We start from the raw sequence: 12,357 nt of genomic DNA, 5'->3' as shown, positions 1-12,357 counted from the left end.
CCTCAGCCGCGGGAAGGGCCGCTCGGCTCCGCGTGGCCGGTCGGCTCCGCGTCGAGCCACGCCGCGACCCCGGCGAGAAGGCGCTCCCGCGTCACCGCATCGGCCCGTGAGAGGCGGATCGAGTCGGCCGCGAGGCCCGCGAGCTCCGCGTCCGTGAAGCCGGCCTCCCGGGCGATCTCGTACTGCGCGAGCAGCCGCGAGCCGAACAGCAGCGGGTCGTCGGCGCCGAGCGCGATCCGCGCCCCCGCCTCCCGCAGCCGCCGCAGGGGCACGTCCCCGGCGGAGGGGTACACCCCGAGCGCCGCGTTCGAGGCCGGGCACACCTCGAGTCCGACGCCCTGGTCGGCGAGGCGCGCGAGCAGGCGCGGGTCGTCCGCCGATCGCACCCCGTGCCCGAGCCGGTCGGGATGCAGGTGGTCGACGACCTCGCGCAGATGATCGGGCCCCAGCAGCTCGCCGCCGTGGGGCACCGAGGCCAGTCCTGCCTCGCGGGCGATGCGGAAGGCCGGTGCGAACTCGGAGGTCGCGCCGCGGCGCTCGTCGTTCGAGAGGCCGAAGCCGACCACGCGATCGGCGTTGCGCGCGGCCAGCCGCGCGAGGGTCCGCGCGTCCAGCGGATGGCGCGTGCGGGAGGCGGCGACCACGATCCCGATGCTCAGACCCAGTGTGCGCTCGGTGCGCTCGGCCTCGTCCAGGACGATCTCGAGCGCCGGGGTGATGCCGCCGACGTGTTCCGCGTAGCCCGTGGGATCCACCTGCAGCTCGAGCCGCCCGGAGCCCTCCGCGAGATCGTCCTCGGCGGCCTCGCGCACGATCCGGCGCATCGCCTCCTCGCCGTCGACGACGTGGCGCGCGGCGTCGTACTGGCGCTGGAAGCGGAACCAGCCCCGGCGCGTGGCGTCCACGTGCAGCGCCTCGTCGGCGTGCAGGATCCGCGGCAGGCGGATGCCGCGCTCGGCGGCCATCGCCACGAGCGTGTCCCGGCGCATCGACCCCGTGAAGTGCAGGTGCAGATGCGCCTTGGGGAGGGTGCGGAGATCGCGCCGGCCGGGCGTGCTCACTCGGCGAGCAGTGCGGCCAGGCGGTCCATGCCCTCGGCGAGATCCTCGTCGGCCAGGGCGTAGGAGAAGCGCAGGTGCCCGGGGGCGCCGAAGGCCTCGCCCGGGACGGCGGCGACCTCGGCGTGCTCGAGGATCGCCTCGGCGAGATCGGTGCTGGTCTCCACGCGCGTGCCGCGGATCGTGCGGCCCAGCACAGCGGTCACGTCCGGGAACGCGTAGAAGGCGCCCTCGGGAGTGGGCACGCGGAACCCGTCGATGCTCGAGAGCGCCTCGACGATGGCGCGGCGACGGCGGTCGAAGGCCTCGCGCATCCTCGCCACGTCGTCCATGGGCCCCGTGAGCGCGGTGAGCGCCGCTCGCTGCGCGACGTTGTTGACGTTGCTGGTGAGGTGGGACTGGAGGTTCGAGGCGCCCTTGACGATGTCCTTCGGGCCGATCAGCCACCCCACGCGCCAGCCGGTCATCGCGAAGGTCTTGGCGACGCCGTTGAGGAGCACGGTGGTGTCGGCGAGCTCCGGCACGGCGTCCAGGATCGAGACGAAGGGGACGCCGTCGTAGGTGAGGTGCTGGTAGATCTCGTCGGAGATCACCCAGATCCCGTGCTCGAGCGCCCAGCGGCCGATCTCCTCGAGCTGCGCGCGGCTCATCACGGAGCCCGTCGGGTTCGAGGGGGAGCACAGCAGGATCGCGCGGGTCGCGGGGGTGCGGGCGGCCTCGAGCTGCGCGAGGGTGGGCAGGTAGTCCTGGTCCGCGCCGGAGAGCACCTCGACCTCGCGCGCCCCGGCGAGGCGGATCGCCTCGGGGTACGTGGTCCAGAAGGGCGCGGGCAGGATGACCTCGTCGCCCGGGTCCAGCAGGCTCGCGAACGCCTCGTAGACGGCCTGCTTGCCGCCGTTGGTGACGAGCACCTGGGCGGGGTCGACCTCGATGCCGTCGGTGCGCAGCGTGGCCTCGGCGATCGCCTGGCGCAGCTCGGGCAGGCCCGCGGCGGGGCTGTAGCGGTGGTTGCGCGGGTCGGCGGCGGCATCCTGGGCGGCGGCGACGACGTGCGCGGGGGTCGGGAAGTCCGGCTCGCCCGCGCCGAAGCCGATGACCGGCCGCCCGGCCGCCTTCAGCGCCTTCGCCTTCGCGTCCACCGCGAGGGTCGCGGACTCGGCGATCGCCCCGATGCGCGCGGAGAGGCGTCGCGCGGCGGATCCGTCCCCGGGCCCGACGGGGGCCGACGGCGAGGCGGTGGGGGCGGGCTGGGAAGCTGCGGAGGGCGTGTTCTCGTTCACCCTCCACATCCTGGCAGAGCGCAGGTGAACGTGCCAGATCGGGCGCCGACGCGGACCCCGTCGTTCGCTCTCCCCGGCAGCGGCGCGCGCCCGTGCTGGTCCGCGGTGTGATCCGGGACGCGGGGGATTCGCCCGTGCGCCGGGTCATGGGTATGCTGTTCGTCGGTCCTCACGGCCCGGCGGACTCGCGCCGCCCGGAACCACCCCGCGGGGGAGGACCTCGCAGGAGAGATCCTGCGAAGGGCAGTGGCGCAATTGGTAGCGCAGCGGTCTCCAAAACCGCAGGTTGCAGGTTCGAGTCCTGTCTGCCCTGCTCGTCCGATCGGACCAGACGTCCGGACGGACGCGGATGCACCCGACGAGATCGGACAGACCAGAGTGAGCTCCAGCCACACCTCCCCGGCGACTCCCCACGAGGGGCGTCGCAAGGACGACGGGTCCAGGAACCCGTTCGTGGCGATCGGCCTGTTCGTCCGCCAGGTCATCGCTGAGCTCAAGAAGGTCGTCATCCCGACGCGCAAGGAGCTCGCCGTGTACGCGGTGACCGTCCTCATGTTCGTCTTCGTGATGATCCTTCTGGTGTTCGGCCTCGATTTCGTCTTCGGCTGGCTGTCCCGGATCACCTTCGTGGTCCCCGACTCCGGGCTCTGAGTCCGCGCCGAGCGCGTGCGGGGCCGAAGCGCCCGACCCGATCCACAGCCGGTAGGAAAGCAGGTTCACGGTGGCGAACGACCAGTCCGACTCCTTCGAGGACACCTACGAGGGCGTCGACTCCTCTCTCGCGTTCTCCGCGTCCCCCGAGTCCGGCCGTCTCGATGACTCCGCGACCCCCGAGGCCGCCGACGGCGAGGATGCCGCCGGCGCCGGCGCCGCCGAGGGCGAGCAGAGCACCGAGGACGCCGGCGCCGAGAGCGCTGCCGACGAGGCTCCGGCCGACGGGACCGCGGACGACGAGACCTCCTCCGACGATGAGACCTCCTCCGAGGACGAGACCTCTTCTGAGGACGCGTCCGCTCCCGCCGCGGCCGACGCCGCCGAGGGCGCGGAGGACTCCGACGAGGGCCCCAGCGCCGAGGAGCAGATCGCCGCGCTCAAGCGTCAGCTGCGCTCCGCCCTGGGCGAGTGGTACGTCGTCCACTCCTACTCCGGTCACGAGAACCGCGTGAAGACGCAGCTCACGACCCGCATCGAGACCCAGAACATGGAGGACTTCATCTTCCAGATCGAGGTCCCCATGGAGGATGCGACCGAGATCAAGAACGGCCAGAAGAAGGTCGTCCGCCGCGTGCGGGTCCCCGGGTACGTGCTCGTGCGCATGGACCTGACCGACGAGTCCTGGCGGGTCGTGCGCGACACCCCCGGCGTCACCGGCTTCGTGGGCAACGCGACCGACCCGACCCCGCTGACCTTCGACGAGATCTTCTCGCTGCTCGAGCCCAGCATCGGCCTGCCCGAGAAGAAGCGCGCCTCCTCCGCGGGCGGCTCCTCGCGCGCCGCCGCCGCGCAGAAGGTCCCCGCCTTCGCCGTCGGCGAGTCCGTGACCGTCATGGACGGTCCGTTCGAGACCATGCCCGCCACGATCTCCGAGATCGACGGCGAGCACCAGAAGCTCCAGGTCCTCGTGTCCATCTTCGGACGCGAGACCCCGGTGGAGCTGGCCTTCGACCAGGTCGCCAAGATCTGATCCGAGTCCGGCTCGGCGCCGCCCCTCGAGCCCCGCGCTCGAGTCACGCGCCATCGGCATCCCGATCCGTCGGGATGCCATCGGCGTCCTGACCCGTCGGGATGCCGCAGGCAGCCCGGTCCGTCGGGATGCCGCCGGCCCCCGGCCCGTCCGGGGAGCCGCAGGTGGGAGGAGCTTGATGAGCTCCGCCCGGACCACGACCACAGAAGGAAGAGCAATGGCTCCCAAGAAGAAGATCGCGAGCATCATCAAGCTCCAGATCCAGGCCGGCCAGGCCACCCCTGCGCCGCCCGTGGGTCCCGCGCTCGGCGCTGCCGGCGTGAACATGATGGAGTTCGTCAAGGCGTACAACGACCGGACGGCCGACCAGCGCGGCAACATCATCCCGGTCGAGATCACCGTGTACGAGGACCGCTCGTTCACGTTCGTGACCAAGACGCCGCCGGCCGCCGAGCTGATCAAGAAGGCCGCCGGTCTGCAGAAGGGCTCTGCGACCCCGCACACCGACAAGGTCGGCAAGATCTCGATGGACCAGGTCCGCGAGATCGCGGAGACGAAGATGCCGGACCTGAACGCGAACGACATCGACGCGGCCGCGAAGATCGTGGCCGGGACCGCTCGGTCCATGGGCATCACGGTGGAGGGCTGATCACGATGGCATTCAAGAGCAAGTCGTACAAGGACGCAGCGGCCAAGATCGACGAGGGCCGCTTCTACTCGCCGCTGGACGCGATCCGTCTGGCGCAGAAGACCTCCCCGGCGAAGTTCGACGCCTCCGTCGAGGTCGCCATGCGCCTGGGTGTGGATCCCCGCCAGGCCGACCAGATGGTGCGCGGCACCGTCAACCTGCCCAACGGCACCGGCAAGACCGCCCGCGTGATCGTCTTCGCGACGGGCGCGCAGGCCGAGGCCGCTCTGGCAGCGGGCGCCGACGAGGTCGGCGACGACGACCTCGTCGAGAAGGTCGCCGGCGGCTGGACCGATTTCGACGCGGCCGTGGCCACGCCGAACCTCATGGGCAAGGTGGGCAAGCTGGGCCGCGTGCTCGGCCCCCGCGGCCTCATGCCGAACCCGAAGACCGGCACCGTCACGATGGACACCGCCAAGGCCGTGTCCGACATCAAGGGCGGCAAGATCGAGTTCCGCGTGGACCGTGCGGCGAACCTGCACTTCATCATCGGGAAGGTCTCCTTCTCCGATGCGCAGCTCACCGAGAACTACGTGGCAGCGCTCGAGGAGATCCTGCGACTGAAGCCGTCCTCCTCGAAGGGCCGCTACATCAGCAAGATCACCGTGTCCACCACCATGGGCCCGGGCGTCCCGGTCGACGTGAACCGCACGCGCAACCTCACCGAGGACACCGACGAGGCCGCCTGAGCCCCGTCGTCCCTCGACGCCGTCCCGCGCCGGGCCCTGAGCCCGCGCGGGACGCGCCCCGAAGCCCCCGCACCGATCCGTCGGCGCGGGGGCTTCCGCGTGCCGGGGCGAGCTCGGGCGGAAAGGGCAGGGCAGGGAGGAGCAGGGCGGGGAGCGCCGCGGATGTGAGCGAGGTCGCCGCCCACCGGATGGCGCCGTCGCACGCGACTCGGCTACCCTGGGACTACCGAAGACCGCCGGTCGTCGTGCCCGCCACCGGGCTCGACCGAAGGAATCCCCACGGGGACGGCCTGCGCAGGTGAACCGAACGACCGCTGCACGGTCGCTCGCGCCCCGGGAGACCGGGTGCGGCAGCGGAGGATCCCGATCCTCCCGCAGGCCACGCTGTGCGAGCCGAGTGCGTCCGGGCCTCGACACCTGCGTGTCGAGGCCTTTTCCGTGTCCGCTGCAGATCGGTCCGCCCCCGGGCGGACCCGTCGGGCGGGCCCTTCAGCCGTCGGCCCGAGACCTCTGGAAGGAGGGCCATGGCGAAGCCCGAGAAGGTGGACGCCGTCGCCGAGCTCACGCAGCTGTTCCGTGAGTCCGACGCCGCCGTTCTCACCGAGTACCGCGGCCTCAGCGTCACGCAGCTCCAGCAGCTGCGCCGCTCGCTGGGTGCTGACACCACCTACGCCGTGGTGAAGAACACGCTCACGGAGATCGCCGCCCGCGAGGCCGGCATCGACGCGTTCGAGGGCAAGCTGGCCGGCCCCACCGCCATCGCCTTCATCAAGGGTGAGCCGGTCGCTCCGGCCAAGGCCCTGCGTGACTTCGCCAAGGGCAACGAGAATCTCGTCGTCAAGTCCGGTTACTTCGAGGGCAAGGCCCTCTCGGAGGACGACGTGAAGACCCTCGCGGACCTCGAGTCCCGCGAGGTGCTGCTGGCCAAGGCAGCAGGCGCCTTCAAGGCGAACCTGTCCAAGGCCGCTGCCGTGTTCCAGGCGCCGCTGTCGAAGGCGGCGCGCACTGTGGACGCGCTGCGTGCGAAGCAGGAGGTCTGAGCCCCACGGCTCATGCCCTCGGCATCGCACACCTCAGCGCGTCGGCGCTGACCTCGACCTCCCGTCGGCCGCACCGGCGGAGGTCCGCTTGACCAGGCGCGAGAGCGCCGCCCCACGCACGGAGCCCCACGGCTCCTGAACAGGAAGGAACGCCCATCATGGCGAAGCTCAGCAACGACGAGCTCATCGAGGCTTTCAAGGAGATGTCCCTCATCGAGCTCTCCGAGTTCGTGAAGCAGTTCGAGGAGATCTTCGACGTCACCGCCGCGGCCCCCGTGGCCGTCGCCGCCGCCGGCGGCGCCGCCGGTGGCGACGCCCCCGCCGAGGAGGAGAAGGACGAGTTCGACGTCATCCTCGAGGGCGCCGGCTCCGCGAAGATCGCCGTCATCAAGGAGGTGCGCGCTCTGACCGGTCTCGGCCTGAAGGAGGCCAAGGACCTCGTCGACGGCGCCCCCAAGCCGGTTCTCGAGAAGGCGACCAAGGACGCCGCCGAGAAGGCCAAGGAGCAGCTCGAGGGCGCTGGCGCCTCCGTCACCGTCAAGTGATGACGGCGCCCGGGCGCCCGGCCTCGGAGACGGACTGAGTCCGGATCCTCGTCCCGACGCCCACGGCGCACATCTGCTGGCAAGGGCCGTCCCGCTTCGGCGGGGCGGCCCTTGCGCATGCCCGGACGCGGGCAGGATGGGCCCATGACCACCGTGCGCTGCCTGTCCCTGTCCGGCACGACCGACGACGGGTGGTCCCTGTCCGAGGTCGAGGTCCCGCTGGAGGACCTCCGCTCGCGCCTCTCCCGGAGGGGCGGTCCGACCCTCTGGCTCGACCTCGTGCAGGACGACGGCCCCGACGGGGGAGACGTGGCCGAGGTCGCCGAGGCCCTGGACCTGCGCGGCACCGAGATCGAGGGCATCCTCGGTCGGCATGCACGGGCCAAGGCTGTGCACCGCACGGATCATCTCGCCTTCGTCGTGTACGCGCCGGTCCCCGTCGGCGAGGCCGTCCGCGCCGCCCGCGGAGAGGACCCGGAGGCGCCCGAGGAGGACGCGCCCCAGCCGCGGCGAGGGGAGGACCAGTTCCGCGCGACGCGGATCGCCGGATTCGTGCATCCCGGGGGAGTGGTCACCGTCCGCTCCGACGACGCCTTCGACCTCGCCCCCGTGCGCGAGGACTGGGCCCACGACGAGGGAGCGCCGCTGGGCGCCTCGGGCCTCGCCCACCTCGTGCTCGACGCCGTGGTGGATGCGCAGTTCTGGGCGGCGCAGTGGATGGACGACCGTCTGGACGACCTGGAGGACGACGTCTTCGAGGCGGCGGGCCGGAGCGCGGGGATCGAGAACGTCGCCGCGGCGCTCCGGGGAGAGCTGACGCGCCTGCGGCGCTGGATCCAGCCGATGGCGTCGGTGATCGACCGCCTGCGACCCGGGACGGACGACGGGCGGGGGAGCGCGGGCGCCGCGCACGGCGCCGCGCAGGCCTCGTCGTCCGATCGGCCCGAGGGCCCCGACGGGACCCTCGAGCTGCGATCGCTCCACGCGGAGCTCGCGGACCACGCGGCGCGCACCGAGGAATGGCTCGACTCGCAGCACGAGACCCTCACCTCGGTCGTCCAGACCCATCTCGCGCTCCAGGACCAGCACCTGAACGTCGTGATGCGCAAACTCGCCGGCTGGGCCGCGGTGGTGTCGATCCCCACGCTGGTCACGGGATGGTTCGGGATCAACGTTCCCTACCCGGGCTTCGGGTCGCCGGTGGGGCTCGCGATCGCGGCCGTGCTCGTGCTGGTGCCCACGCTCGCGGTCGGCGTCCTCATGCACCGCGCCCGCTGGATCTGAGCGCGAGGACCCCGCGCGACCGCGCCGCAGCGCGCGCGGCTGCGACGCGGCACCCGCTCCCGGCGGGGCCGACGCACCTGTGCATCCTGCGCGCCTGCTTGACTCGCGGGCGAGCACGGCGCATTCTGTTCCCTGATCGAGAGCTGTTCCTGTCGACTGCTCCCGTCGGCGATACCGCACCGATGGTGCGACGTGAGAGGCCGGGCCCCGTGCCCGCCCCGCCGCTGGGGCCCGACGCTGCGAGGCGCCGGGTGACGAGAACCAGACAGGAGGCTCCGCCCTCCGCGCCAGGCATATGGCGGTCGACGCGGATGGACCCTCCGCGCTCGCGGTGTTGCGTCCATCCGTGATCTTCTGTATGCTCTTTCTTTGCGCTGTGTCGTCTTCGATCGTCAGCCCGCCGAACCCCCTGGAGCCCCTGCGGGCACCGCTGGGTCCATGCGAGGCGCAGAGCCGCTGACCCTCTGCTCGACCTGGGAGGACGCCGCCGCGCGGTCCACTGTCACCGGCCTGTGGAAGGACCACCCTTGGCTGCCTCGAGCACCGATCGAACCCCTGACATCGCCCTGCGCACGGCGTCGCCGCGCGTCACCTTCGCCAAGCTCGGCGATCCGCTCCAGGTCCCCGACCTGCTGAGCCTCCAGACCACCTCCTTCGACTGGCTGCTCGGCAACGAGCGCTGGCAGGAGCGCGCCGCCGAGGCGGCGTCCGCGGGACGCGAGGACGTCCCGCAGACCTCCGGTCTGGCCGACATCTTCGAGGAGATCTCCCCGATCGAGGACTTCGCCGGCAACATGGCGCTGTCCTTCCGCGACCACACCTTCGACGACCCGAAGTACACGGTCGAGGAGTGCAAGGAGAAGGACCTCACCTACTCCGCCCCGCTGTACGTGATCGCCGAGTTCATGAACAACGAGACCGGCGAGATCAAGACCCAGACGGTCTTCATGGGCGACTTCCCACTCATGACCGACAAGGGCACCTTCATCATCAACGGCACCGAGCGCGTGGTCGTCTCGCAGCTCGTGCGCTCGCCCGGCGTCTACTTCGACGAGAGCGTCGACAAGACCAGCGACAAGCACATCTTCGGCGCGAAGATGATCCCCTCGCGCGGTGCCTGGCTCGAGTTCGAGGTCGACAAGCGCGATCAGGTCGGCGTGCGCATCGACCGCAAGCGCAAGCAGTCCGTGACCACGCTGCTGCAGGCGCTCGGCATGTCCCAGAGCGAGATCCTCGACGAGTTCGGCGAGTTCGAGTCCATGCGCTCGACCCTCGAGAAGGACCGCACGACCTCGCAGGACGAGGCCCTGCTGGACATCTACCGCAAGCAGCGCCCGGGCGAGCCGCCCACGCGCGATGCCGGCGAGGCGATGCTCAACAACCTCTACTTCAACGACAAGCGCTACGACCTCGCGAAGGTCGGCCGCTACAAGATCGGCAAGAAGCTCGGCGTCGAGGCTCCTCTCTCGCAGTCCACGCTGACCCTCGAGGACATCGTCGCGACCATCAAGTACCTGGTGGCCCTGCACGACGGACTCGGCGAGACCACGAGCGCCGACGGCCAGACCCTCCGGGTCGAGACCGACGACATCGACCACTTCGGCAACCGTCGCATCCGCGCGGTGGGCGAGCTGATCCAGAACCAGGTCCGCACGGGCCTGTCGCGCATGGAGCGCGTCGTGCGCGAGCGCATGACCACGCAGGACGTCGAGGCGATCACCCCGCTGACCCTGATCAACATCCGCCCGGTGACGGCGGCGATCAAGGAGTTCTTCGGCACCTCGCAGCTCTCGCAGTTCATGGACCAGAACAACCCGCTGTCGGGCCTGACCCACAAGCGCCGTCTCTCGGCGCTGGGCCCGGGCGGCCTCTCGCGCGACCGCGCGGGCATGGAGGTCCGCGACGTCCACCCGAGCCACTACGGCCGCATGTGCCCGATCGAGACCCCTGAGGGCCCGAACATCGGCCTCATCGGCTCGCTCGCGACCTTCGCGCGCATCAACCCGTTCGGCTTCGTCGAGACCCCGTACCGCAAGGTCACGAAGGGCGAGGTCACCGACGAGATCGTCTACCTGACGGCCGACGACGAGGACCGCCACGTCATCGCGCAGGCCAACGCCCCGCTGAACGAGGACGGCACCTTCGTCGAGGAGACCGTGCTCTCGCGCCTCACCGGCGGCGAGCCCGAGCTCGTCCCCGCCGACGAGGTGGACTACATGGACGTCTCGGCCCGCCAGATGGTGTCGGTCGCGACCGCCATGATCCCGTTCCTCGAGCACGACGACGCGAACCGCGCCCTCATGGGCTCGAACATGCAGCGCCAGGCCGTGCCGCTCATGCGCACGGAGATGCCGTTGGTCGGCACCGGCATGGAGCGTCGCGCCGCGGTCGACGCGGGCGATGTGATCGTCGCCGAGAAGCCCGGTGTGATCGAGGACCTCTCGGCCGACCTCATCTCGGTCATGGCCGATGACGGCACCCGTCAGACCTACCCGATCGGGAAGTTCGACCGCTCCAACGCGGGCAACTGCTACAACCACCGCGTGCTGTGGAACGAGGGCGACCGCGTCGAGGCCGGCTCGGTCCTGGCCGACGGCCCGTCGACGGAGGAGGGCGAGCTCGCGCTCGGCAAGAACCTCCTGGTCGCGTTCATGTCGTGGGAGGGCCACAACTACGAGGACGGCATCATCCTGTCCTCGCGCATGGTCCAGGACGACGTCCTCACCTCGATCCACATCGAGGAGCACGAGGTCGACGCCCGCGACACCAAGCTCGGCCGCGAGGAGATCACCCGCGACATCCCCAACGTCGGCGACGACGTCCTGGCGGACCTCGACGAGCGCGGCATCATCCGCATCGGCGCCGAGGTCGAGGCCGGCGACATCCTGGTCGGCAAGGTGACCCCGAAGGGCGAGACCGAGCTGACCCCCGAGGAGCGCCTGCTGCGCGCGATCTTCGGCGAGAAGGCCCGCGAGGTGCGCGACACCTCGCTGCGCGTCCCCCACGGCGAGTCCGGCACCGTCATCGGCGTCCGGGTGTTCACCGAGGAGGACGAGTCCGAGATCCTGCCCACCGGCGTCAACGAGATGGTCCGCGTGTACGTGGCCCAGAAGCGCAAGATCACGGACGGCGACAAGCTCTCCGGCCGCCACGGCAACAAGGGCGTCATCGCCAAGATCCTGCCCGTGGAGGACATGCCCTTCCTCGAGGACGGCACCCCGGTCGACATCATCCTCAACCCGATGGGCGTGCCCGGTCGCATGAACATCGGCCAGGTGATGGAGGTCCACCTGGGATGGGTCGCGAAGAACGGCTGGTCGCTGGACCCGAAGTCCGACGCCGCCAAGGACCTGCCCGACGCGGCGCTGACCGGCGAGCCGGGCACCCCCGTCGCCGTGCCGGTGTTCGACGGCCTGTCCGGCACCGAGCTCGAGGGCCTGATCGCGAACCACACCCCGAACCGGGACGGCGAGCGGATGGTCAAGGAGGACGGCAAGGCGCAGCTGTTCGACGGCCGCTCCGGCGAGCCGTTCCCGAAGCCGATCTCCGTGGGCTACATGTACATCCTGAAGCTCCACCACCTGGTCGACGACAAGCTGCACGCCCGTTCGACCGGCCCCTACTCGATGATCACGCAGCAGCCGCTGGGCGGTAAGGCCCAGTTCGGCGGCCAGCGCTTCGGCGAGATGGAGGTCTGGGCGATGGAGGCGTACGGCGCCGCCTACGCCCTCCAGGAGCTCCTGACCATCAAGTCGGACGACATCCCCGGCCGTGTGAAGGTCTACGAGTCCATCGTCAAGGGCGAGAACGTCCCCGAGCCGGGCATCCCGGAGTCCTTCCGCGTGCTCCTCAAGGAGATGCAGTCCCTGTGCCTGAACGTGGAGGTGCTGTCCAGCGACGGCACCGCCCAGGAGGTGCAGGAGAACGACGAGGAGGTGTTCCGGGCCGCGGAGGAGCTCGGCATCGACCTGTCCCGCCGTCCCCACGAGGGCGTCGGCTCCATCGAAGAGGTCTGAGGCCCGAGCCTGGGGGAGCGCGGCCGCACAGGCCGCCCTCCCGGGCCCGCCCCCGACCCTCAGACAGCGATTC

Annotated in this window: 10 protein-coding genes and 1 tRNA gene; 9 read left to right on the top strand and 2 right to left on the bottom strand. The window is 70.9% G+C overall.

The features are described from left to right. Window positions 1-2 precede the first annotated feature (2 nt). On the bottom strand, window positions 3-1,061 hold the full coding sequence (locus I8D64_RS07540; RefSeq protein ID WP_200501885.1) for an adenosine deaminase: 1,059 nt from the start codon (window positions 1,059-1,061) through the stop codon (window positions 3-5). Beyond that, window positions 1,058-2,230, bottom strand: coding sequence for a pyridoxal phosphate-dependent aminotransferase (locus I8D64_RS07535; protein WP_343068500.1), 1,173 nt, complete (start codon window positions 2,228-2,230; stop codon window positions 1,058-1,060). The genes I8D64_RS07540 and I8D64_RS07535 overlap by 4 nt, the downstream gene beginning before the upstream one ends. A 348-nt stretch (window positions 2,231-2,578) precedes the next feature. Between I8D64_RS07535 and I8D64_RS07530 the strand changes: the two genes are divergently transcribed. The 9 genes from I8D64_RS07530 (at window position 2,579) to rpoB (ending at window position 12,284) form a co-directional block, all read left to right on the top strand. After that, window positions 2,579-2,651, top strand: a tRNA-Trp gene (locus I8D64_RS07530). Between the two features lie 65 nt (window positions 2,652-2,716). Next, on the top strand, window positions 2,717-2,989 hold the full coding sequence (secE, locus tag I8D64_RS07525; RefSeq protein ID WP_193636171.1) for a preprotein translocase subunit SecE: 273 nt from the start codon (window positions 2,717-2,719) through the stop codon (window positions 2,987-2,989). A 70-nt stretch (window positions 2,990-3,059) separates the two neighbouring features. Continuing rightward, window positions 3,060-4,022 carry a transcription termination/antitermination protein NusG gene (gene nusG, locus I8D64_RS17265; protein ID WP_200501883.1) on the top strand — a complete coding sequence of 321 codons (963 nt, stop codon included), beginning with the start codon at window positions 3,060-3,062 and terminating at the stop codon, window positions 4,020-4,022. 217 nt (window positions 4,023-4,239) lie between these two features. Beyond that, window positions 4,240-4,671, top strand: coding sequence for a 50S ribosomal protein L11 (rplK, locus tag I8D64_RS07515; RefSeq protein WP_152351763.1), 432 nt, complete (start codon window positions 4,240-4,242; stop codon window positions 4,669-4,671). A gap of 5 nt (window positions 4,672-4,676) precedes the next feature. Continuing rightward, a complete protein-coding gene (gene rplA / locus I8D64_RS07510; RefSeq protein WP_200501882.1) occupies window positions 4,677-5,399 on the top strand; it encodes a 50S ribosomal protein L1 in 723 nt (240 codons plus the stop codon). A 524-nt stretch (window positions 5,400-5,923) separates the two neighbouring features. Beyond that, window positions 5,924-6,439, top strand: coding sequence for a 50S ribosomal protein L10 (gene rplJ / locus I8D64_RS07505; protein ID WP_200501881.1), 516 nt, complete (start codon window positions 5,924-5,926; stop codon window positions 6,437-6,439). Between the two features lie 158 nt (window positions 6,440-6,597). Beyond that, window positions 6,598-6,984: a 50S ribosomal protein L7/L12 gene (gene rplL / locus I8D64_RS07500; protein ID WP_200501880.1), complete on the top strand. Its 387-nt coding sequence runs from the start codon at window positions 6,598-6,600 to the stop codon at window positions 6,982-6,984. Between the two features lie 144 nt (window positions 6,985-7,128). Beyond that, complete coding sequence (locus I8D64_RS07495) at window positions 7,129-8,268, top strand: CorA family divalent cation transporter (RefSeq protein WP_200501879.1); 1,140 nt, start codon at window positions 7,129-7,131, stop codon at window positions 8,266-8,268. Between the two features lie 527 nt (window positions 8,269-8,795). Next, window positions 8,796-12,284 carry a DNA-directed RNA polymerase subunit beta gene (gene rpoB, locus I8D64_RS07490; protein ID WP_200501878.1) on the top strand — a complete coding sequence of 1,163 codons (3,489 nt, stop codon included), beginning with the start codon at window positions 8,796-8,798 and terminating at the stop codon, window positions 12,282-12,284. Window positions 12,285-12,357 lie beyond the last annotated feature (73 nt).

This window comes from Brachybacterium halotolerans (assembly GCF_016623465.1).
Classification (GTDB): Bacteria; Actinomycetota; Actinomycetes; order Actinomycetales; family Dermabacteraceae; genus Brachybacterium; species Brachybacterium halotolerans.
This window is presented reverse-complemented; position numbering and strand designations above follow the sequence as displayed.